Origin of the sequence: Pseudomonas sp. WMBT8 (genome assembly GCF_050916005.1) — a bacterium.
Lineage (GTDB): Bacteria > Pseudomonadota > Gammaproteobacteria > Pseudomonadales > Pseudomonadaceae > Aquipseudomonas.
The window spans coordinates 5792805-5815972 of the sequence record NZ_CP188096.1; the positions used below are offsets into that span (position 1 = coordinate 5792805).

21 protein-coding genes are annotated in these 23168 nt (G+C 59.9%); 3 read left to right on the forward strand and 18 right to left on the reverse strand.

What is annotated here, in order from left to right; all coding sequences use genetic code 11:
* Positions 1-9 precede the first annotated feature (9 nt).
* The 8 genes from ACO77H_RS26490 to ACO77H_RS26525 form a co-directional block, all read right to left on the reverse strand.
* A complete protein-coding gene (locus tag ACO77H_RS26490; RefSeq protein WP_057440425.1) occupies positions 10-894 on the reverse strand; it encodes an ABC transporter permease subunit in 885 nt (294 codons plus the stop codon).
* Positions 891-1811, reverse strand: a complete 921-nt coding sequence (locus ACO77H_RS26495) for an ABC transporter permease subunit (protein ID WP_029289447.1) — start codon at positions 1809-1811, stop codon at positions 891-893. Before ACO77H_RS26495 ends, ACO77H_RS26490 begins: the two co-directional genes overlap by 4 nt.
* Positions 1808-2950 carry an ABC transporter ATP-binding protein gene (locus tag ACO77H_RS26500; RefSeq protein WP_029289449.1) on the reverse strand — a complete coding sequence of 381 codons (1143 nt, stop codon included), beginning with the start codon at positions 2948-2950 and terminating at the stop codon, positions 1808-1810. The genes ACO77H_RS26495 and ACO77H_RS26500 overlap by 4 nt, the downstream gene beginning before the upstream one ends.
* Positions 2951-3017: 67 nt before the next feature.
* Positions 3018-4112 carry a polyamine ABC transporter substrate-binding protein gene (locus tag ACO77H_RS26505; RefSeq protein ID WP_169954983.1) on the reverse strand — a complete coding sequence of 365 codons (1095 nt, stop codon included), beginning with the start codon at positions 4110-4112 and terminating at the stop codon, positions 3018-3020.
* A gap of 241 nt (positions 4113-4353) precedes the next feature.
* Positions 4354-5451, reverse strand: coding sequence for a polyamine ABC transporter substrate-binding protein (locus ACO77H_RS26510; RefSeq protein WP_038448089.1), 1098 nt, complete (start codon positions 5449-5451; stop codon positions 4354-4356).
* 194 nt (positions 5452-5645) lie between these two features.
* On the reverse strand, positions 5646-7010 hold the full coding sequence (locus ACO77H_RS26515; protein ID WP_169954984.1) for an aspartate aminotransferase family protein: 1365 nt from the start codon (positions 7008-7010) through the stop codon (positions 5646-5648).
* 55 nt (positions 7011-7065) lie between these two features.
* Positions 7066-8424, reverse strand: coding sequence for a glutamine synthetase family protein (locus ACO77H_RS26520; protein WP_038444282.1), 1359 nt, complete (start codon positions 8422-8424; stop codon positions 7066-7068).
* A gap of 39 nt (positions 8425-8463) precedes the next feature.
* Entirely contained in the window at positions 8464-9252 is a 789-nt protein-coding gene (locus ACO77H_RS26525; protein ID WP_169954986.1) for a gamma-glutamyl-gamma-aminobutyrate hydrolase family protein, read from the reverse strand.
* Between the two features lie 278 nt (positions 9253-9530).
* Here ACO77H_RS26525 and ACO77H_RS26530 point away from each other — a divergent pair, with 278 nt between their 5' ends.
* Positions 9531-10907 (forward strand): glutamine synthetase family protein, encoded by a 1377-nt coding sequence (locus tag ACO77H_RS26530; RefSeq protein ID WP_057440427.1) that lies wholly within the window; start codon positions 9531-9533, stop codon positions 10905-10907.
* 163 nt (positions 10908-11070) lie between these two features.
* The gene (locus tag ACO77H_RS26535) at positions 11071-11697 is read left to right on the forward strand and encodes a TetR/AcrR family transcriptional regulator (protein ID WP_169954987.1); all 627 of its coding nucleotides are present in this window, start codon (positions 11071-11073) and stop codon (positions 11695-11697) included.
* Between the two features lie 113 nt (positions 11698-11810).
* On the opposite strand, the gene ACO77H_RS26540 is transcribed toward ACO77H_RS26535, so the two are convergent.
* From ACO77H_RS26540 to ACO77H_RS26575, 8 genes are all read right to left on the reverse strand, one after another.
* Positions 11811-12026: a TOBE domain-containing protein gene (locus ACO77H_RS26540; protein ID WP_003213899.1), complete on the reverse strand. Its 216-nt coding sequence runs from the start codon at positions 12024-12026 to the stop codon at positions 11811-11813.
* Between the two features lie 27 nt (positions 12027-12053).
* Complete coding sequence (gene ssuB / locus ACO77H_RS26545; RefSeq protein WP_169954988.1) at positions 12054-12860, reverse strand: aliphatic sulfonates ABC transporter ATP-binding protein; 807 nt, start codon at positions 12858-12860, stop codon at positions 12054-12056.
* A complete protein-coding gene (gene ssuC / locus ACO77H_RS26550) occupies positions 12857-13645 on the reverse strand; it encodes an aliphatic sulfonate ABC transporter permease SsuC (protein ID WP_169954989.1) in 789 nt (262 codons plus the stop codon). Before ssuC ends, ssuB begins: the two co-directional genes overlap by 4 nt.
* A 9-nt stretch (positions 13646-13654) precedes the next feature.
* The gene (gene ssuD / locus ACO77H_RS26555; protein ID WP_169954990.1) at positions 13655-14803 is read right to left on the reverse strand and encodes an FMNH2-dependent alkanesulfonate monooxygenase; all 1149 of its coding nucleotides are present in this window, start codon (positions 14801-14803) and stop codon (positions 13655-13657) included.
* 25 nt (positions 14804-14828) lie between these two features.
* A complete protein-coding gene (locus ACO77H_RS26560) occupies positions 14829-15797 on the reverse strand; it encodes a sulfonate ABC transporter substrate-binding protein (protein ID WP_169954991.1) in 969 nt (322 codons plus the stop codon).
* Between the two features lie 93 nt (positions 15798-15890).
* A complete protein-coding gene (ssuE, locus tag ACO77H_RS26565; protein ID WP_170042120.1) occupies positions 15891-16484 on the reverse strand; it encodes an NADPH-dependent FMN reductase in 594 nt (197 codons plus the stop codon).
* A 316-nt stretch (positions 16485-16800) separates the two neighbouring features.
* Entirely contained in the window at positions 16801-17439 is a 639-nt protein-coding gene (locus tag ACO77H_RS26570) for a peroxiredoxin (RefSeq protein WP_169954992.1), read from the reverse strand.
* A 276-nt stretch (positions 17440-17715) separates the two neighbouring features.
* Positions 17716-19047, reverse strand: a complete 1332-nt coding sequence (locus ACO77H_RS26575) for an OprD family porin (RefSeq protein WP_169954993.1) — start codon at positions 19045-19047, stop codon at positions 17716-17718.
* Between the two features lie 369 nt (positions 19048-19416).
* On the opposite strand from ACO77H_RS26575, the gene tauA reads away from it, so the two are divergent.
* Entirely contained in the window at positions 19417-20403 is a 987-nt protein-coding gene (gene tauA, locus ACO77H_RS26580; protein WP_169954994.1) for a taurine ABC transporter substrate-binding protein, read from the forward strand.
* Between the two features lie 126 nt (positions 20404-20529).
* Here the strand turns inward: tauA and argA are convergent, their stop codons facing one another.
* Positions 20530-21828 carry an amino-acid N-acetyltransferase gene (gene argA / locus ACO77H_RS26585; RefSeq protein WP_032858930.1) on the reverse strand — a complete coding sequence of 433 codons (1299 nt, stop codon included), beginning with the start codon at positions 21826-21828 and terminating at the stop codon, positions 20530-20532.
* Positions 21829-21963: 135 nt separating this feature from the next.
* Entirely contained in the window at positions 21964-23112 is a 1149-nt protein-coding gene (gene argE, locus ACO77H_RS26590; RefSeq protein WP_169954995.1) for an acetylornithine deacetylase, read from the reverse strand.
* Positions 23113-23168 lie beyond the last annotated feature (56 nt).

Here is a 23168-nt window from a genome sequence, read left to right on the forward strand (position 1 = left end):
TTCCGGCCGTTAGACCGGTGCGGGCGCGCGCCGTACATCCGGCTGTTTCCAGCCATCCGCCGCGGCTTCTTCGATCGCTTGCTGGATCGCCTTCTTGCGACGCTCTTCGGCACGGCGGCTGAAGAACCACACCAAAAAGGTCACCAGCGACACCGCCAACAGAATCAGGCTGGCCACGGCGTTGATCTCGGGCTTGACCCCAAGGCGCACCGCCGAGAACACTTCCATCGGCAAGGTGGTCGAACCCGGGCCCGACACGAAGCTGGCCAGTACCAGGTCATCCAGGGACAACGCGAACGACATCATGCCGCCCGCCGCCAGCGAGGGTGCGATCATCGGGATGGTGATCAGGAAGAACACCTTCCACGGCCGCGCACCCAGGTCCATGGCCGCCTCTTCGATCGACAGGTCCAGCTCACGCAAGCGTGCCGACACCACCACCGCCACATACGCCGCACAGAACGTGGTGTGGGCGATCCAGATGGTGACGATGCCACGCTCCTGGGGCCAGCCGATCATCTGCGCCATGGCCACGAACAGCAGCAACAGCGACAGACCGGTGATCACTTCCGGCATCACCAGCGGCGCGGTCACCAGGCCGCCAAACAGCGTGCGGCCCTTGAACTGGCTGATACGGGTCAGCACGAACGCTGCCAACGTACCCAGCGCCACCGCGGCCACCGCCGTGTAGCAGGCGATTTCCAGGGAGCGCGCCACCGAGCCCATCAACTGGGTGTTGTCCAACAGGCCCACGTACCACTTGATCGACCAGCCGCCCCACACCGTCACCAGTTTCGATTCGTTGAACGAATAGATCACCAGGATCAGCATCGGCAGGTAGATGAACAGCAGCCCTACGACCAGCATGAAGCTGGAGAAACTGAAGCGCTTCATACCTTGCCCTCCATCTCTTTGGCTTGGCTGCGGTTAAACAGAATGATCGGCACGATCAGGATCGCCAGCATCACCACCGCCAGCGCAGAGGCCACCGGCCAGTCGCGGTTGTTGAAGAATTCTTGCCACAACACTTTACCGATCATCAGGGTTTCCGGGCCGCCCAGCAGTTCCGGGATCACGAACTCGCCCACCACCGGGATGAATACCAGCATGCAGCCGGCAATGATGCCGTTCTTGGACAGCGGCACGGTGATTTTCCAGAAGCTGTTGAAGGTGCTCGAACCCAGGTCCGACGCGGCTTCCAGCAGGCTCTGGTCATGTTTGACCAGGTTGGCATACAGCGGCAGGATCATGAACGGCAGGTACGAATAGACCACGCCGATATACACCGCGATATTGGTGTTGAGGATCTGCAACGGTTCGTTGATCAGGCCCATGGACATCAGGAAGCCATTGAGCAAGCCGTTGTTGCTAAGGATGCCCATCCACGCATACACGCGGATCAGGATCGCGGTCCAGGTCGGCATCATGATCAGCAGCACCAGCACGGTCTGCATCTCTTTGCGCGCACTGGCGATGGCGTAGGCCATCGGGTAGCCGATCAGCAGGCACAAGGCCGTGCTGAAAAACGCCATCTTCAGCGAGCCCAGGTAGGCGGCAATGTACAGTTCGTCGCCGGCCAGCAGGCTGTAGTTGGCCAGGTTGAGCACCACCTCCAGCTTCTGCTCGATGTAGGTGTAGATCTCGGTGTAGGGCGGGATCGCCACGTCGGCTTCGGCAAAGCTGATCTTCAGGACGATGAAGAACGGCAGCATGAAGAACAGGAACAGCCACAGGAATGGAATCCCGATGACCACCTGCTTGCCGCTGGGAATTATTCGGTGCAATCGCCGTTTGAATTTCTTCATGTTCATGAGCGAAGTACCACGCCGCTGTCGTCTTCCCACCATACGTAGACCTGGTCACCCCAGGTCGGCCGCGCGCCACGGCGTTCGGCGTTGGCGACGAAGGACTGCACCAGCTTGCCGCTCGGCAGCTCGACGTAGAACACCGAGTGGCCGCCCAGGTAGGCAATGTCATGCACCTTGCCGCTGGACCAGTTGTGCTCGCAGGTCGGCATTTCGGTGGTGACCAGCAGCTTTTCCGGGCGGATGGCGTAGGTCACCGACTTGTCTTCCACCGACGTGGCGATGCCATAACCCACGTAGATATCGCGGTCCAGGTCGGCGCACTTGAGCACCGCGTGGCCTTCGGCGTCATCCACCACCACGGTGTCGAAGATGTTGACGTTGCCGATGAACTCGCACACCAGGCGGCTGGTGGGGGTTTCGTAGATATCGATCGGGCTGCCGATCTGCGCGATCCAGCCCAGGTGCATGATCGCGATGCGCTCGGCCATGGTCATGGCCTCTTCCTGGTCGTGGGTCACCATCACGCAGGTCACGCCGACGCGCTCGATGATTTCGACGAGTTCAAGCTGCATCTGCGAGCGCAGCTTCTTGTCCAGCGCGCCCATTGGCTCATCGAGCAGCAGCAGTTTCGGGCGCTTGGCCAGGGACCGGGCCAGGGCCACCCGCTGACGCTGGCCGCCAGACAACTGGTGCGGCTTGCGCTTGGCGTACTGGCTCATCTGTACCAGCTTGAGCATCTCGGCCACGCGGGCCTCGACTTCGGCCTTGGGGATCTTGTCCTGTTGCAGGCCGAAGGCGATGTTCTGCGCCACGGTCATGTGTGGGAACAAGGCGTAGGACTGGAACATCATGTTGATCGGCCGCTCGTAGGGCGGCATGTCGGTGATATCCACACCGTCGAGGAAAATCCGCCCTTCGGTCGGTCGCTCGAAACCTGCGAGCATGCGCAGCAAGGTGGACTTGCCCGAACCAGAACCGCCGAGCAAGGCGAATATCTCGCCTTTCTTGATTTCCAGGGACACATCGTCCACGGCAATCGTCTCGTCGAACTTCTTCGTGACCCGGTCGATTTTGACCAACACCTTTTTCGGTGTCTGGTCGCCCTCGAGGGCTTTCTTATAGGCGCCGGAGGCAACTGCCATTTACGAAACTCCCAGAAAAAAAGAGTGCAGAACGTCCAATACGGACGAACCTTAGATAGTGTGAGCCTTACTTGCCCGTCTTGACCTTGGTCCAACTACGGGTCATCAAGCGTTGCACTTTCGGGGGTAGCTCGAAGTTGACAAACGTCCGGTCGAGAACCGCCTGCGGTGGATAAACCGCTTCGTCGGTGCGTATCGATTGCTCCATCAGCGTGTCCGCCCCTGGGTTAGGGTTGGCGTAGCCGACGTAATCACTGACCTGAGCGATCACTTCAGGTTGCAGTAAATAGTTGATGAAGGCGTGGGCCTCCTTGACGTTGGTCGCGTCCTTGGGGATCGCCAGCACGTCAAACCACAGGTTGCCGCCTTCTTTCGGAATCGCGTAGGCGATGTTCACGCCCTTGCCTGCCTCGGCCGCCCGGGCCTTGGCCTGGAACACATCGCCGGAGAAGCCGGCAGCCACGCAGATATTGCCGTTGGCCAGGTCCGAGATGTATTTGGATGAGTGGAAGTAGGTCACGTAGGGACGTACTTTCAGGAGTTTTTCCTCGGCCTTTTTATAGTCGGCCGGGTTGGTGCTATTAGGGTCCAGGCCCATGTAGTTGAGCACCGCCGGTAGCATTTCATCGGCCGAGTCCATGAAGGACACGCCGCAACTGGCCAGCTTCTTCATGTTTTCCGGCTCGAACAGCACGGCCCAGGAGTCGATCTTGTCGACACCCAGCACTTCTTTGACTTTGTCGACGTTGTAGCCAATGCCGTTGGTGCCCCACAGGTAAGGCACCGCGTATTGGTTACCCGGGTCGTTCTTTTCCAGGCGCTTGAGCAGCGCCGGGTCGAGATTGGCATAGTTGCTTAGCAACGACTTGTCGATCTTCTGGAACGCGCCCGCCTTGATCTGCTTGCCCAAAAAGTGGTTGGACGGCACCACCACGTCATACCCGGTGCGCCCGGCCAGCAACTTGCCTTCCAGGGTTTCGTTGGAATCGAACACGTCATAGACCGGCTTGATGCCGGTGGCCTTTTCAAAGTTGGCCAGGGTGTCGGGGCCGATGTAGTCCGACCAGTTATAAATATGCACAGTCGAAGCCGCCTGCACGCTGACTGCCAACGTGAGACCCGCCCCTACCAGCAAGGCTTTGCGAAATAAAGAAATTGGCAAGTGGAGGTCCTCTTAAATAGTTGGGCCCAAAGTTGTTGCCCGACAACAAAACCGGCGCGCAACTTACCCTCGATAAACCGATCCGGCAAAACTTTCTGTCATTTAATTTGTGAGAGCGGGCTTGTGTGGGAGCGGGCTTGCTCGCGAAGGCGGCGTGTCAGCCTGCATATGTCTCTACTGACACGCCGCTTTCGCGAGCAAGCCCGCTCCCACCCAAACCCTCTCCCACACTTATCAAGGCTTATTTACCCGACTTGATCTTGGTCCAGCTGCGTGTCAGCAGGCGCTGGGTAGCGGCCGGCAGGTCGCTGATTGCATACAGCTTGGCTTTCACTGCATCCGAGGGATAGATGCTCGGGTCACCCGAAATATCCTTGTTCACCAGCGGCGTAGCGGCCTTGTTACCGTTCGGGAAACGTACGCTGTTGGTGATGGCAGCCATGACTTCAGGCTTGAGCAGGTAGTTCATGAACTGGTAGGCGGCGTCCAGGTTCTCGGCATCTTTAGGGATGGCGACCATGTCGTAGAAGCTGCCTGCGCCTTCCTTGGGAATGGCGTAGGAAACCTTGACCTTGCCACCGGCTTCAGCCGCGCGGGACTTGGATTGTTCCAGGTCGCCCGAGTAACCCACGGCCACGCAGATGTTGCCGTTGGCCAGGTCCGAGATGTACTTGGAGGAATGGAAGTAGCCTATCGAAGGACGGATCTTGAGGAACAGTGCCTCGGCTTCAGCCAGTTGCTTCTTGTCCTGGCTGTCGGTCGGGTAGCCCAGGTAGTGCAGGGCCACCGGGATCATTTCGGTTGGCGAATCGAGGAAGCTCACGCCACAGCTTTTGAGTTTTTCGATGTTCTCGGGCTTGAACAGCACATCCCACGAGTCGATCTTGTCCACGCCCAGCGCAGCCTTGACCTTGTCGGGGTTGTAGCCGATGCCGATGGTGCCCCACATGTACGGGAATGCGTGCAGGTTGCCTTTGTCGCTGGCGTCACCGACGGCCTTGAGCAGGTCGGTATCGAGGTTCTTCCAGTTAGGCAGCTTGGACTTGTCCAGCTCCTGGTACACACCGGCCTTGATCTGCTTGGCCAGGAAGTTGTTCGACGGCACAACCACGTCGTAGCCGGACTTGCCCGCCAGCAGCTTGGCCTCGAGGGTTTCGTTGCTGTCGAAAACGTCGTACACCACTTTGATGCCAGACTCTTTCTCGAAGTTGGCGATGGTGTCCGGTGCAATATAGTCGGACCAGTTGTAGACATGCAGTACTTTACTGTCTGCCTGGGCCGCGCCCGCCATCACGCCCATCAGGGACAAGGCCAGGAGGGTCTTGCCAGCGTTCTTCAAACCTAATGCCTTCATTCGGTCATGCTCCAATTTTTCTTTTTTGGGCCACATTTTTCTACGTTTCATGGCCCGTCGAAGGGCAACAAAACAGGGCGACAGTCTGGCAAGTTCAGGGGCCGGCTTTCAACCAAAGCCCCGCATTTATCATTGCCCGAATGCAACAGCCGCTAGCCGCTGCATTCTGAGCCTAGCACTTAGCCCTGCAATGCCGCCAAAGTCAGGTCCAGGCACTGGCGAGCCTTGGTGACCAGCTCGTCAATCTCGGCCTTGCTGATCACCAGCGGCGGCGAAATGATCATGGTGTCGCCCACGGCGCGCATGATCAGGCCATTTTCGAAACAGAAGGTGCGGCAGATCATGCCCACGCCCTTGCCTTCATAACGCTTGCGCGTGGCCTTGTCCTGTACCAGCTCGATCGCACCCAACATGCCGACACCACGTACTTCGCCCACCAGCGGATGATCCGCGAGCTCGCGTAGACGCTTTTGCAAATACGGTGCCGTTTCGTCATGGACGCGGCTGACAATTTTTTCATCGCGCATGATGCGGATGTTTTCCAGGGCCACCGCAGCAGCCACCGGGTGCCCGGAATAGGTGAAGCCGTGGTTGAAATCGCCGCCTTCGTTGAGCACTGCCACCACTTCGTCGCGCACGATCAGGCCGCCCATGGGGATGTAGCCCGAGGTCAGGCCCTTGGCGATGGTCATCATGTCCGGCTTGAGACCATAGAAATCGCTACCGAACCACTCACCGGTGCGGCCAAAGCCACAGATCACTTCGTCGGCGACAAACAGGATGTCGTACTTGGCGAGGATTTCCTTGATGCGCGGCCAGTAGGTCTCTGGCGGCACGATCACACCGCCGGCGCCCTGGATCGGCTCGGCGATAAAGGCACCGACGTTGTCCACGCCGACTTCCAGAATCTTCTCTTCCAGTTGATTGGCGGCCCACACCCCGAACTCTTCAGGGCTCATGTCGCCGCCTTCGCCAAACCAGTACGGCTGGGCGATGTGCACGATGCCCGGGATCGGCAAGTCGCCCTGCTCGTGCATATAAGTCATGCCGCCCAGGCTGGCGCCGGCCACGGTGGAACCGTGGTAGCCATTCTTGCGGCTGATGATGGTCTTCTTGTTCGGCTGGCCCTTGATCGCCCAATAGTGGCGGACCATGCGCAACATGGTGTCGTTGCCTTCGGAGCCGGAGCCAGTGAAGAACACGTGGTTCATGCCGGCCGGGGCGATATCGGCGATCGCCTTGGCCAGTTCCAGCACTGGCGGGTGGGCGGTCTGGAAGAACAGGTTGTAGTAAGGCAGTTGTTTCATCTGCTTGGCGGCGGCGTCAGCCAGCTCATCGCGACCATAACCGATGGCCACGCACCACAGGCCGGCCATGCCGTCGAGGATCTTGTTGCCTTCGCTGTCCCACAGGTAAACGCCCTTGGCGTTGGTGATAATGCGCGGGCCTTTCTCTTTCAACTGCTTGAAGTCGCTGAACGGCGCCAAGTGATGATCGTTGCTCAGGGCTTGCCATTCACGGGTTTGCGGGTTGTTGCTGGACATACCAATCTCCAAAAAGTAGGTGAAGGTGCGACCCATCCTGGCCGCACCCGGCGCATCAGACGGCGAAGAGCAGGAATTCCCGCTCCCACGAACTGATCACGCGCTTGAAGTTTTCATGCTCGGCCCGCTTGACCGCGACGTAGCCAGTGATGAATTTGTGACCCAGGTATTTCTCGATGGTCTTGCTGTTTTCCATGCGCTCCAGCGCATCTTCGATAGTCAACGGCAGGCGCAGGTTGCGTCGCTCGTAACCACGACCGACCACCGGGGCGCTCGGGCTGATGCCTTCGACCATGCCGATATAGCCGCACAGCAGGCTGGCGGCGATGGCCAGGTACGGGTTGGCATCGGCGCCCGGCAGGCGGTTTTCCACGCGGCGGTTCTGCGGGCCGGCATCCGGCACGCGCAGGCCCACGGTGCGGTTCTCTTCGCCCCACTCCACGTTCACCGGCGCCGAGGTGTCGGGCAGGAAGCGGCGGAACGAGTTGACGTTAGGCGCGAACAGCGGCAACAGCTCGGGGATGAACTTCTGCAGGCCACCGATGTGGTGCAGGAACAGCTCGCTCTTGGAGCCGTCCTCATTGGAGAACACGTTCTTGCCGGTGGCGATATCAATGATGCTCTGGTGCAGGTGCATGGCACTGCCGGGCTCGCCGGTCATCGGCTTGGCCATGAAGGTGGCGGCCACGTCGTGCTTGAGCGCGGCTTCACGCATGGTGCGCTTGAACACCAGGATCTGGTCGGCCAGGGACAGGGCATCGCCGTGACGGAAGTTGATTTCCATCTGCGCCGTGCCGTCCTCGTGGATCAGGGTGTCGAGGTCCAGTTCCTGCAGCTCGCACCAGTCGTAGACATCTTCGAACAGTGGGTCGAATTCGTTGGCCGCTTCTATAGAGAAGGACTGGCGACCGGTTTCCGGACGGCCAGAGCGGCCAATCGGCGGTTGCAGCGGGAAGTCCGGGTCTTCGCAGCGCTTGGTCAGGTAGAACTCCATCTCTGGCGCCACGATGGGCTGCCAGCCTTTGTCGGCGTAGAGCTTGAGGACTTTCTTGAGCACGTTGCGCGGCGACAGCTCGATGGGGTTGCCTTGCTTGTCGTAGGTGTCGTGGATCACCTGGGCGGTGGGCTCGATGGCCCAGGGCACCAGGAACACAGCGTTTTGGTCCGGGCGGCAGATCATGTCGATGTCGGCCGGGTCGAGCAATTCGTAATAGATGTCGTCTTCGACATAGTCGCCGGTCACGGTCTGCAACAGAACGCTCTCGGGCAGGCGCATGCCTTTTTCGGCAATGAACTTGTTGGTCGGCGAGATCTTGCCCCGGGTGATCCCCGTGAGGTCGCCAATCATGCATTCGACTTCTGTGATCTTGTGGTCTTTCAACCAATCGGTGAGCTGGTCGAGGTTGTTACTCATAAATGCCTCTGGGCTGGGTTTCCTGACATCCATTAAAGGTCAGGCGTTGTTTGACGCGTGCGCGTCTCTTTGTTTCGCCCGCGTTCGGCAGGCATCGCCAAATGCCTGGAAGATCGCGAGGTAGTACGGGTTGGAGCTTACCTGCCATTCAGGGTGCCATTGCACTCCTAATGCAAAAGCGTCTGCAAAAGCCTTGCCCTGTTTGAGCGAAAAAGCCTCGACCAGGCCGTCCGGCGCGGTCGCCTCGACCTGCAGGCCCGGCGCCAGGCGGTCGACGCCCTGGCTGTGGATCGAGTTGACCTGGATCGTGTCCGGCAAGCCCAGGCCCGCCAATACCCCGCCCGGGGCAATCGCCACGGCGTGCGCCGGGCCGTACTGGACTTCCAGCGGCTGGGTATCGTCTTCGCGGTGATCGAGCATACCCGGCAACTCATGAACCTTCTGGTGCAGGCTGCCGCCCAGGGCCACGTTCATTTCCTGGAAGCCCCGGCAAATCCCCAGCACCGGCACGCCTGCGGCAATCGCGGCGCGAATCAGCGGCAGGGTGCTCTGGTCCCGTGCAGGATCATGGGCAGTCCCGGGCGCACTGGCCGGACCGTCGTAATGGAAGGGTTCGATATTGGAAGGTGAGCCGGTAAAGAGAATGCCGTCCAGACCGTCAAGAATATTGGCCGGTTCGAACAGCTCCGCCAAGGACGGAATAATCAATGGCAGGCCCTTGGCAGCGACTGCCACGGCGCGGACGTATTTGTCGCCACTGATGTGATAAGCATGCAGACCAACCTGTTTGGAGCAGGCGGTGACGCCGATTAACGGCAGGCCAGACATGAAGCACCCCGGTATTATTGCTGTTATGGGTTTGAATCGAGCTTAGCCTTGTTCATTTTTTTACACAACACCCCCGTAAAAAATACAACACGGCCCGCTCAAGCCTGCTAGTCCCAAGCCGGTCAAACTGGCAAAACTGCCCAAAAAAGCCGCAAAAAAGCCCCCCGGGCGCTTTTTTAGGGCAAAAAAGGCCTCGCTTGACTTCGGCAAGCCGTTCGGGTTGACTGAAACCAGAAAAGATCAATGATTGATATTTTTAACAACAAAGGTGTTGCATCATGTCGGTACCCCCGCGTGCCGTTCAGCTTAACGAAGCGAACGCGTTCCTTAAGGATCATCCTGAGGTTCTGTACGTAGACCTTCTAATTGCGGATATGAATGGTGTGGTGCGCGGTAAGCGCATCGAACGCACCAGCCTCCACAAGGTTTACGAGAAAGGCATCAACTTGCCGGCCTCTTTATTTGCCCTGGATATCAATGGCTCGACGGTGGAAAGCACCGGCCTGGGTCTGGACATCGGTGATGCTGACCGAATCTGTTATCCAATCCCCGACACCCTGTGCAATGAACCCTGGCAAAAGCGCCCTACCGCGCAACTGCTGATGACCATGCACGAACTTGAAGGTGAACCTTTCTTCGCCGATCCGCGCGAAGTGCTCCGCCAAGTTGTAACCAAGTTTGACGATATGGGCCTGACCATCTGCGCCGCCTTCGAGCTTGAGTTCTACCTGATCGACCAGGAGAACGTGAACGGCCGGCCACAACCTCCCCGCTCGCCGATTTCCGGCAAACGCCCGCACTCGACACAGGTCTACCTGATCGACGACCTCGACGAATACGTCGACTGCCTCCAGGACATTCTGGAAGGTGCCAAAGAGCAAGGCATCCCGGCTGACGCCATCGTCAAGGAAAGTGCCCCGGCGCAGTTCGAAGTGAACCTGCACCACGTCGCCGATCCGATCAAGGCATGCGACTACGCGGTACTGCTCAAGCGTTTGATCAAGAACATTGCCTACGACCATGAGATGGATACCACCTTCATGGCCAAGCCTTACCCAGGCCAGGCCGGCAATGGGTTGCACGTGCATATTTCGATCCTGGACAAAGACGGCAAGAACATCTTTGCCAGCGAGGATCCCGAGCAGAACGCCGCATTGCGTCACGCGATCGGCGGTGTGCTGGAGACCCTGCCTGCACAAATGGCTTTCCTGTGCCCCAACGTCAACTCCTACCGTCGTTTCGGCGCACAGTTCTACGTGCCGAACTCGCCGTGCTGGGGCCTGGACAACCGCACCGTGGCGATTCGCGTACCGACCGGCTCGTCCGACGCCGTACGTATCGAACACCGTGTGGCCGGCGCCGATGCCAACCCTTACCTGCTGATGGCTTCGGTCCTGGCAGGCGTACACCACGGCCTGACCAACAAGATCGAGCCTGGCGCACCGGTGGAAGGCAACAGCTACGAGCAGAACGAGCAAAGCCTGCCGAACAACCTGCGCGACGCCCTGCGCGAGTTGGACGACAGCGAGGTGATGGCCAAGTACATCGATCCGAAATACATCGATATCTTCGTCGCCTGTAAGGAAAGTGAGCTGGAGGAGTTCGAACACTCCATCTCCGACCTTGAATACAACTGGTATCTGCATACCGTGTAAGCGGTGGCTGCAATAAATGAACGCTGCAGGCTTATGGCCTGTGGCGTTTTTTTATGGCCGCCTGCGGCGGATCGCTGGCAAGCCCGCGCCTACAGCGATAGCGGTTTGGCAGACAACACACCTTCCTGCTCATACAATGCCCGCTGCCCTGTAGGAGACATCCATGACCCGCCCCGCCGCCCCTCGCAAACCCCGCGCCCGCAGCCAGGCCCGGATCGACGCGATCCTCGACGCCGCCCGCACCTTGCTGGCCGCCGAAGGTGTGGCCAGCCTGTCGATCTACAGCGTGGCCGAACGGGCGCAGATTCCGCCGTCCTCGGTGTATCACTTTTTCGCCAGCGTACCGGCCTTACTCGAAGCCCTGACGGCAGACGTGCACGCCGCCTTCCGCGCAGCGCTGCAAGCACCCATCGACCACGACCAACTGCACACTTGGCGCGACCTGTCGCGCTTGGTCGAGTTGCGCATGCTGGCGATCTACAGCAAGGACGCCGCCGCCCGCCAATTGATCCTCGCCCAGCACGGCCTCACCGAAGTGACCCAGGCCGACCGCCAGCACGACCTGGAGTTGGGGGACTTGATGCTGCAAGTGTTCAACCGCCACTTTGAGGTGCCGACGCTGCCGGCGGATGTGGACGTGTTTGCCCTGGCACTGGAACTGAGCGACCGCGTGTATGCGCGCTCGGTGCATCAGCATGGGCAGATCACCCCGCGCATGGCGGAGGAAGGGATGCGGGTATTCGATGCGTATGTGGGGCTTTATTTGCCGGTGTTTTTGCCTAAGCGATAAGTTTTACGGTGACTGGGCCGGTCTCTTCGCGAGCAAGCCCGCTCCCACATTCGACCGCATTCCCATGTTCGAATGTGGCAGTAGGCTTGCCTGCGATAGCGGCCTGAAGCCGATCACAGCTTGGCGATCGACACCTCGGTGGACTTTACAAACGCAATCACTTCACTGCCAATCACCAGCTCCAGCTCTTTGACCGAGCGGGTGGTGATCACTGACGTGACGATGCCGGACGCCGTCTGCACGTCGATTTCCGACAGTACGTCGCCTTCGACGATTTCCTTGATGGTGCCTTTGAACTGGTTACGCACGTTGATCGCTTTGATAGTCATGGTGTTATTCCTTAAGGGACAAGTGAGTTATTGCGCCCAACGCAATTGCGTAGGCAACGGTGAAACAGGTTCCGGCTCAGGCGGCGTGCCGGGCAGTGACAGCACACGGTTGAGCACTTCGGTTTCCAGGGCCGCCAGGCGATGGGAGCCGCGGACCCGCGGGCGTGGCAGTTCCACATGCAGGTCGAGGCCGATTTCGCCGTCCTCGATCAGGATCACGCGGTCGGCAATGGCCACGGCTTCGCTGACGTCATGGGTCACCAGCAACACGGTAAAACCATGCTTGCGCCACAGGTTTTCGATCAGTTGCTGCATCTCGATGCGGGTCAGGGCATCCAGCGCCCCCAAAGGTTCGTCCAGCAGCAACAGGCGCGGCTGGTGAATCAGGGCGCGGGCCAGGGCCACCCGTTGTTTCTGGCCACCAGACAACGCTGCCGGCCACTCATCGGCACGCTCGGCCAGGCCGACCGCTTCCAGCGCTTCAAGGGCCTGGGGCCGCCAGTTGCCTTTAAGGCCCAGGCCGACGTTATCGATGATTTTTTTCCAGGGCAGCAGGCGCGCTTCCTGAAACATCAGCCGCGTGTCTTCGAGCGCTTCGCTCAACGGTGCGGAGCCTGCAAGCAACTCGCCACTGGTGGCGCTATCAAGGCCGGCCAGCAAGCGCAGCAAGGTACTTTTGCCGCAGCCACTGCGCCCGACCACGGCGACGAACTGGCCCGCCGGGATGTGCAGATCGATCTCGCGCAGGACTTCCCGCGCGCCAAAGGCCTTGCGTAGCTTGCGCACCGCCAACGGGATACCCCGCAGCAGGCGTGGAGGTTGTTGAGCGGTCATGCCGCACCTCCTTTATGTACTTGATAGGCCGGATGCCAGCGCAGCCAGACCCGCTCCAGGCCCCGCGCCGCCAGGTCCGCCAGCTTGCCGAGCACCGCGTACAGCACGATCGCCAGCACTACAACGTCGGTTTGCAGGAACTCGCGGGCATTCATAGCCAGGTAGCCAATGCCGGAACTGGCCGAGATGGTTTCCGCAACGATCAGCGTCAGCCACATAAAGCCCAGGGCAAAGCGCACCCCCACCAGGATCGAGGGCAAGGCGCCGGGCAGGATCACCTGGCGAAACAGGCTCAAACCCGACAAACCGTAACTGCGAGCCATCTCCACCAGCGCCGGGTCGACGTTGCGGATGCCGTGATAGGTGTTGAGGTAGATCGGGAACAGCGTGCCAAGGGCCACCAGGAAAATCTTCGCCGTCTCATCGATGCCAAACCACAGGATCACCAGCGGGATCAACGCCAGGTGCGGCACGTTGCGAATCATCTGCACCGAGCTGTCCAGCAGGCGTTCGCCCCATTTCGACAGGCCGGTGATAAAGCCCAGGGCCAGGCCGATGCCGCCGCCGATCACAAAACCCAGGCCCGCGCGCCAGCCACTGATGGCCAGGTGGGTCCAGATTTCACCGCTGCTGACCAGATGTACCCCAGCCGCAATCACTGCGCTGGGGGCCGGCAGAATACGCGTCGACAACCAGCCCGCCGACACCGACAACTGCCACACCGCCAGCAACAGGACCGGCAGCGCCCACGGCGCCAGCCGATGCAGAATCCGTTGACTATTCATGACGGCGCCTCAGCTCTGCGACGCGGCTTTGGGAAGAATGTCGTTGGCCACCATCTCGCCAAACGGGCTGACGTAACCGGCGCTTTTCGGCAGCTCGGGACGTTCGATATCCAGGTGCGGGAACAATAATTCCGCGACCCGGTACGACTCTTCCAAGTGTGGATAACCGGAGAAGATAAAGGTGTCGATGCCCAGGTCCGCGTACTCCTTGACCCGCGCCGCCACGGTCGGCCCGTCACCCACCAGTGCCGTGCCGGCACCACCGCGTACCAGGCCGACGCCGGCCCACAGGTTAGGGCTGACTTCGAGGTTGTCGCGGCTGCCGCCATGCAGGGCGGCCATGCGTTGCTGGCCCACCGAATCAAAGCGCGACAGCGACGCCTGGGCGCGCGCGATGGTGTCGTCGTCCAGATGGGAGATCAGTTTGTCGGCGGCTTTCCATGCCTCGTCGTTGGTTTCACGCACGATCACATGCAAGCGAATACCGAAGCGCACGGTGCGCCCGAGCTTCGCCGCTTTGGCCCGCACCTGCTCGATTTTTTCCGCCACCGCCGAAGGTGGTTCGCCCCAGGTCAGGACCATTTCCACTTGTTCGGCTGCCAGGTCCTGGGCCGCTTCGGAAGAACCGCCGAAATACAACGGCGGCCGAGGTTGCTGGATGGGGGGGTACAGCAGCTTGGCGCCTTTGACGCTGATGTGCTGGCCGTCGTAGTCCACGGTTTCGCCTTCCAGCACGCGCCGCCAGATGCGGGTGAACTCCACCGAGGCCTGGTAGCGCTCTTCATGGCTGAGGAACAGGCCGTCACCGGCCAGCTCTTCTGGATCGCCACCGGTCACCAGGTTGAACAGTGCGCGGCCACCGGACAGCCGGTCAAGGGTCGCTGCCTGGCGCGCCGCCACCGTCGGGGAAATGATCCCGGGGCGCAGCGCAACCAGGAACTTCAGACGCTGGGTCACCGGGATCAGCGAGGCGGCCACCAGCCACGAGTCCTCGCAGGAGCGCCCGGTGGGGATCAGCACCCCGCCAAAGCCCAGGCGATCAGCGGCCTGGGCGACCTGCTGCAAATAACCGTGATCCACGGCGCGAGCGCCTTCGGCGGTGCCAAGGTAATGGCCGTCGCCGTGGGTTGGCAGGAACCAGAAAATATTGAGGCTCATGGAGTTGTCTCCTGAAGAAGTCGGATTACGGCGCTTTGGCAACGGTCGCAGGTGGCGTCCAGATCACGTCCTTGATGCTCAAGGGCTTGGGAATCAATTTGAGCTGGTAGAAGGTGTCGGCGATTTTCTGCTGGGCGGCTACCACTTCCGGGGTCAGGAACAGCGCGCCGTATCCTTGGCGTTTCACCGAGGTCAGGGTGATGTCAGCCGGCAGGCCGAGCAATGGTGCGACTTGTTCGGTGACTTGCTGGGGGTTGGCCTTGGACCATTCGCCCACGGCGCGTACTTCTTCCACCAACGCCTTGATCACGTCCGGGTGTTTTTCGGTGTAAGGCTTGGTGGCCAGGTAGAACTGGTGGTTATCGGCAATGCCGGTGGCGTCACGCAGGGTGCGGGCTTGCAGTTGCTTCTCGGCAGCCGCCTGGTACGGGTCCCAGATGACCCACGCATCGACACTGCCACGCTCGAAGGCGGCACGGGCGTCGGCGGGCGGCAGGAACACGGTCTGTACGTCGGTGTATTTCAGGCCCGCGTCTTCCAGGGCGCGCACCAGCAGGTAATGCACGTTGGAGCCTTTGTTGAGCACGACTTTCTTGCCCTTGAGCTCGGCCACCGATTTGATCGGCGAGTCCTTGGGTACCAGGATGGCTTCGCTGGTCGGCGCTGGCGGTTCGTAGGCGACGTAGAGCAGGTCGGCGCCGGCGGCCTGGGCGAACACTGGCGGGGTCTCGCCGGTGACGCCAAAGTCGATGGAGCCGACATTCAGCCCTTCAAGCAACTGCGGGCCGCCGGGAAATTCGGTCCACTGCACGTTCACGCCCTGGTCCGCCAGGCGTTTTTCCAGGGTGCCCTTGGCCTTGAGCAGCACCAGGGTGCCGTACTTCTGATAACCGATCCGCAGGGTTTCTGCGGCTTGGGCTTGAACAATGGCGCCGAAGGACACAGCCGCAGCAAACAGTGCGACCAGGCCCCGACGCAAGATGACAGTGCGCATGGCGCTCTCCAAATTGACGATGAGGGTTGTGGCTGCACCTGCTTGGCCGTTGGCGGCTGAGTAAGGTGAGGGTTTCTTACATTAGGGTTCGGCTTAGATGCTCCAGCGAGCGTTCAACAAACGTTCATTCAACACATGGGGGTCCAGCGGTTGCGGGCGGCGGGCCATGGCGCTGTAGAACTGCTCCAGGGCTTCGCTCAAGCGTTGTTCAAGGATCGGCACCAACTGCGCCTGGGCACTGCCTTCGCCGTAGGCGATCTGGCTGTCTTCGGCGAAAATCCCGTGCAGCAGCTCCTGGGCTTTCAGCGCCGACAGCACGGGTTTCAGGGCGTAGTCCACCGCCAGCATGTGGGCAATGCTGCCGCCGGTGGCCATGGGCAATACCACTTTGTGGGCCAGGGCGCGTTCCGGCAGCAGGTCGAGGACGGTTTTCAATGCACCGGAAAACGAAGCCTTGTACACCGGCGTGGCAATCAGCAAACCATCGGCATTGGCCACCTGGGCCAGCAGGTCGAGGACCTTCGGGCTGTCGAAGCGGGCATACAACAAATCTTCGGCCGGGAAGTCCCGTACCTGATAACTCACCACTTCCACGCCTTGCTGCTGCAACCAGCGCCGGGAATGATCCAGCAAGACCCCCGAGCGGGAACGCTGACTGGGACTGCCACCAAGTGTTACGACCAGCATCTGGAGTTTCCTTGAGCAAGTGTCGGCGGTTCGCGGTGCGGCGATGGCGCCAAGATGGGACAGACCTTATCAGCAGATTTATATATCTATAAATCTTATTTTTTCATTTGTTTATTCTTAAATTGCATATAAGAAAGATCATTCGCCAGGCGAAAAAAAAGGCCGTCGAAACGGCCTGAAAACCCCTGCTATGTGAGTACTGAAATGCGATTAACTTGTGGGAGCGGGCTTGCTCGCGATTGCGGCGTATCAGTCAGCACATTTCTTGCTGAACCACCGCATTCGCGAGCAAGCCCGCTCCCACATTGGATTCGGGTTACCGGTTGGGCTGTGGGGTCAGCCGCAGATACGGCTTCACCGCCCGATAGCCCTTGGGAAAGCGCTTCTTGATCTCTTCCTCATCCTTGAGCGAAGGCACGATCACCACTTCGTCACCGTCCTGCCAGTTGGCCGGGGTGGCGACTTTGTAGTTGTCGGTCAGCTGCAACGAGTCGATAACCCGCAGGATTTCGTGGAAGTTGCGCCCAGTGCTGGCCGGATAGGTGATGGTCAGGCGAATCTTTTTGTTCGGGTCGATCACGAACAGCGAACGCACGGTAAGGGTATCGTTGGCATTGGGGTGGATCAGGTCGTACAGGTCCGAGACCTTGCGGTCGGCATCGGCCAGGATCGGGAAGTTGACGATGGTGTTCTGGGTTTCGTTGATGTCTTCGATCCACTTGTGGTGGGAGTCCACCGGGTCTACCGACAGGGCAATGGCCTTGACCCCGCGCTTGGCGAACTCATCCTTGAGCTTGGCGGTGAAACCCAGCTCGGTGGTGCACACCGGGGTGAAGTCAGCCGGGTGGGAAAACAACACGCCCCAGCTATCGCCCAGCCACTCGTGGAAGCGAATCTTGCCGGCGCTGGAATCCTGTTCAAAGTCGGGGGCGATATCGCCCAGTCTGAGGCTCATGGTGTGGCTCCTGATGAGTGCTTATGGAACCCACTGTGCCTGTGCCGATGATATTTTAAAAAGAATAAATATCGATTTATTTAGACGATAAAGGAATATTAAAAATCTGTTCACTGGACCGCAACCAAGGTGCAGGCCAACATGCACCCAAGGTTCGAGAAGGCCTTGAGACGCTGTAGAAAGAGGGGTTCAGGAAGGGCTTGCGGGGGTTGAGCCCGACTTGAAAGCAACAGCACCTTGCCCGGCATTGCGCCGGGCAAGGTTTTACTGCTGGTCTTACAGGATCGGCAGGGTGTAGCTGACGATCAGACGGTTTTCGTCCTGGTCACGCTGGGTAGTAACCTGGGAACGCAGCGAGGCGTTTTTCCAGGCCAGGCCCAGGCCCTTGAAGGTGCCTTCAGGGATGACGTAGCCGAGGTTGAAGTCACGTTCCCACTCGCTTTTGTCACCATTCACGGCGGCAATGTTGTCGCCCTTGAGGTAGACCACAGAAGTGGTCAGGCCTGGCAAGCCGATGGTTGCGAAGTCATAGGCGTACTGGGCCAACCAGGTACGCTCACCGGCGCGTTGGAACTTGCCGATCTGCATGTCGGTGATGATGTAAGCCGAAGCGCCATCACCCTGGTTGAGGAACGGGAAGTCGCTGGTGCCATTGACACGCTGGTAGCCGGCGCTGATGGCGTGGCCTTGCAGGCTGTACGTGAACTTGGCGCTCCAGGTGCGGTTGTCGACTTCGCCGCCATTCTGGTAGCCCGAAGCACGGTAGCCGGCAATACGACCTTCCTGGCTCGAGTTCTTGCCGTCGGAGTCGCTGTTGAAGTAACGCAGGTCGGACTTGATGCTACCGACTGGCAGCGCCCAGTTGTGGGTCAGGCCCAGGAAGTGCTGCTTGTAGAAGTCAGACAGGTTGCCGTAGTAGTACTGGGCAGTCAGGTCCTTGGTGATCTTGTAGTCACCACCAGCAAAGTAGAACTCGTTGCTGCGGGCGTTGGCGGTAGCGGTGCGGGTTGCACCGTTGGAGCCAGCGATGGTCAGCGAGTCGTTGTTGGTGGAGTTACGGCCTTTGGCGTGTTCCAGCTTACCGCCAACCAGAGTCAGGTTGTCGATGTCGTTGGAGGTGATCTGACCGCCTTCAAAGGTCTGCGGCAGCATACGACCGTCGTTGGACGTCACTACCGGCAGTTTCGGCAGCAAGGTACCCAGCTTCAGTTCGGTCTTGGAGATCTTGACCTTACCGGTCAGGCCCAGGCTGGCGAAGTCGTCTACCGCACGACCGTCGTGGTCGCTAGGGAACACGGTGCCGCCCTTGGAGTTGTTGCCGTTGTAGGCAGTGCCTTTACCGGAGTCCAGCTTGACGCCGTACAGGCCGATTGCATCAACACCAAAACCAACGGTGCCTTGGGTGTAGCCCGAAGCAAAGTTGAAAATGAAGCCCTGGCCCCACTCTTCCTGCTTGGAAGGCTTGGCCGTGCCATCACGGTTGTCGGTATTGATGTAGAAATTACGTGCAGTAACGCTTGCCTTGCTGTCTTCAACAAAACCAGCGGCGCCAGCTTGCTGGGCCAAAACCCCAGCTGCGACGGCGAACGCCAATGTGGACTTCTTCATGTACCGCTCCTCTCGTTTCTAATTTTTGTAGTTCTTTGGTCTCGGGTCTGACGCCCTCGATCCACAGATGCGCGATTAGCGCCAGATCGTGACTGACAAGTCAATCGTAACCTTGTGTGTCTACTACCTTCGTCTAATCGCAGTTGATTTGGTCCCTGCAGGGTAATGAGTTTTTCATACACCCAAAAAGAATTATTTCATCCTTTTTCATACTATTCAGGAATAACACTTTCCATGGCGCGACAATCCCGCAGCGGGGTATCGCTCCATAAGCTAATTCCTAAAGGGTATTTATTGGCCATTTTTTAGATCGTTTAGTGTGAGCAGAATCTCGCACACGTCACTCACGATCAAAAAGGCGACGCCATCATGGCCAAACGCGCATCCTCTAGTCAATTTGTTACAGTTTTACTATCGCTTACACTTTCTTTTGGGGTGCAGGCCGCCAACCTCACCATCGGCTATCAGACCGGCATCGATCCGAGCAAAGTGCCCCAGGCCGACGGTGTTTATGAGCAGGCCATCGGCGAGAAAATCGACTGGCGCCGCTTCAATAGCGGCCCGGACGTGGTCACCGCGATTGCCTCCGGCGATGTGCAGATCGGCAACCTCGGCTCCAGCCCGTTGGCGGCCGCCGCATCCCGCAATCTACCCATCGTAGCCTTCATCGTATCGGCTCAGATCAATAGTTCTGAAGCTTTGGTAGTGCGTAACGGCAGCCAAATTGACGCACCCAAGGACCTGATCGGCAAAACCATTGCCACACCTTTTGTCTCCACATCCCACTACAGCCTGCTCGGGGCCTTGAAACACTGGGGCCTGGACACCACCCAGGTGAAAGTGGTGAACCTGCAACCAGGCGAAATTGCCGCAGCCTGGAAACGCGGGGATATCGATGGTGCCTTTGTCTGGTCGCCCGCCCTGGGGGAAATCCGCAAGACCGGCAAGACGTTGACCGACGCCGCCGAGGTGGGCCAATGGGGCGCGCCGACGTTCGAGGTGTGGGTGGCGCGCAAGGACTTTGCCGAGAAACATCCGGAGGTCGTGGCCAAGTTTGCCAAGGTCACCCTGGATTCGTTTGCCGAGTACGCAGCGCACAAATCCGAGTGGACGGCGGATTCGGTACCGGTGCAGAAGATCGCCCGGTTGACCGGCGCAAACGCCGCAGACATCCCCGAACTGCTGGAAGGCAGCACCTTCCCCGATGCACAGGCGCAGCGAACCGACGCTTTGCTCAATGGTGGGACAGCCAAGGCCATTGGGGAGACGGCGAAATTTCTTAAGGAACAAGGGAAAGTAGAGACCGTGTTACCGGACTATTCGGCCTACGTCACCGGAAAATTCATCAAAGAATAAACCCTCCCCCTGTAGGAGCGGCTTGCCGGCGATGGCGATGGCGGTGGCGGTGGGCCAGTTAACAAAGATGTCGACTGATACACCGCCATCGCGGGCAAGCCCGCTCCTACATTGGATGGGTGGCGCTTATAAGGTCTTTTCGAAGATCTTCGAATTACGCTGGAAGTTGTACAGCGAAGCCCGCGCCGATGGCAGGCGATCGACGCTGCTCGGCACGAAGCCGCGCTCGCGGAACCAGTGGGCAGTGCGGGTCGTCAGCACGAACAAGGTCTTCAAGCCTTGGGTCCGGGCGCGGGTTTCGATGCGCTCCAACAGCTCATCGCCACGGCCGCCATGGCGATACTCCGGATTGACCGCCAGGCACGCCAGTTCGCCAGCATCCGAGTCGGCAATCGGGTATAGCGCGGCGCAGGCGATGATCATGCCTTCGCGTTCCACCACGCTGAACTGCTCGATTTCCCGCTCCAGCACTTCCCGCGAGCGGCGCACCAGGATCCCCTGCTCTTCCAGCGGGCTGATCAAGTCCAGCAAGCCACCGACGTCTTCAATCGCCGCCTCACGCACCAGCTCGAACTGCTCCTGAGCCACCAGGGTACCGCCGCCGTCGCGGGTGAAAAGTTCGGTCAACAGCGCACCGTCCTCGACATAACTGACGATATGGCTGCGCCCCACGCCCCCACGACAGGCCTCGGCCGCCGCATCCAGCAGCTCGGCCTGGTAATTGTTGCCCAGGCGTTGCAGGTGCGCCGGCACTTGTTGCGGACGCAGTTCGCGCACCAGCCGGCCATTTTCGTCGATCAGGCCCAGGTCTGCGCCGAACAGCAGCAGCTTGTCGGCGCCCAGGTCGATGGCGGCGCGGGTGGCGACGTCTTCACAAGCGAGGTTGAAAATCTCCCCGGTCGGCGAATAGCCCAACGGCGACAGCACGACGATGGAGCGCTCGTCCAACAGGCGATTGATGCCCTTGCGGTCGACCCGGCGCACTTCGCCAGTGTGGTGGTAGTCGATGCCGTCCAGCACGCCGATCGGCCGCGCGGTCACCAGGTTGCCACTGGCCACCCGCAGGCGCGAGCCCTGCATCGGCGAAGACGCCATGTCCATGGACAGCCGCGCTTCAATGGCGATGCGCAGGTGGCCGACCGCGTCGATCACGCACTCAAGGGTTGCCGCATCGGTGATGCGCATGCCGTCGTGGTAATGCGGGGTCAGGCCGCGAGCGGCAAGGCGGGTTTCGATTTGCGGGCGCGAACCATGCACCAGCACCAGGCGCACGCCGAGGCTGTGCAGCAGCACCAGGTCGTGGACGATATTGCCGAAGTTGGGGTGATCCACACCGTCGCCCGGCAGCATGACCACAAAGGTGCAGTCACGGTGGGCATTGATGTAGGGCGAAGCGTGACGAAGCCAATTGACGTATTCGGGCATAAAACCTGGGCCTGTAATAAAAAGCAGCCAAAAAAGGATGAATCGCTAAACGCACAGCGGGCTGATGGTTATCGTCGGAACAGGCTTGGCGACACGCTCGCTCTCCTTCTATGTACGGGGTGCAATGGAGTTAATTTATGCAGGTTTGAGGCAGTAGTGTTCAATCAATTCCCGCAATAGACGCACTGTAGGCGTCAAGCGTGACATTTCAAGGTACTCGCCCGGCTGGTGGGCGCAGGCGATATCCCCAGGGCCGAGCACCAGGGTTTCACAACCAAGGCGCTGAAGATAAGGCGCTTCAGTGCCGAACGCTACTGCTTCGGCACGATGACCGGTCAAACGTTCCGCGACCCGCACCAGCTCCGCATCTTCCGGCTGCTCGAAGGGCGGCACTTCAGGGAACAGTGGCGCGTAGTCGATCTGCACCTGATGGCGCTCGGCGATGGGCGTCAGCTTCTGGCGGATGGCGTCGCGCAACACCTGGGGATCCATGCCGGGCAAGGGCCGCAGGTCGAACTCCAGGGAGCACTGGCCACAAATGCGGTTGGGGTTATCGCCGCCGTGGATGCAGCCAAAATTCAAGGTCGGCTGGGGCACGCTGAACTGGGGGTTGCGGTACTCCCGCTGCCAGGCCAGGCGCAGGCCGCGCAGCTCGCCCATGGCGTCATGCATGGCTTCGAGGGCGCTGTGGCCCAGGCTTGGGTCCGACGAATGGCCACTGCGTCCGAGAATATCGATGCGCTCCATCATCACGCCTTTGTGCAGGCGGATCGGCTTGAGGCCCGTGGGCTCGCCAATCACCGCGGCACGCCCCAGCGGGCGACCGGCCGCAGCCAGGGCGCGGGCGCCGGCCATGGAGCTTTCTTCATCGCAGGTGGCGAGGATCAGCAGCGGCTGCTTGAACGGTTGGTCGAGCAGCGGCAAGACGGCTTCAATGGCCAGCGCGAAGAAACCCTTCATGTCGCAGCTACCCAATCCTACCCAGCGCCCGTCCACTTCCGTCAACTTCAAAGGATCGGTCTGCCATAGCGCTTCATCGTACGGCACGGTATCGCTATGCCCCGCCAGCACCAGGCCACCGGGGCCGCTGCCGAAGCTGGCCAACAGGTTGAACTTGCCGGGGCTGACCTGCTGGATATCGCAGGCAAAACCCAAATCGCCGAGCCAGGTGGCGAGCAAATCGATCACCGGGCGGTTGGTCTGGTCGAGAGACGCTTGGGTACAACTGACAGAGGGCGCGGCAATCAGTGCGGCAAATTGTTCTTTCATGGACGGTAAAGGCATGCGCTGTCTCTCAACTTCCACAGATGAAACCCATCATAGAACCATCCGCGCTGCAC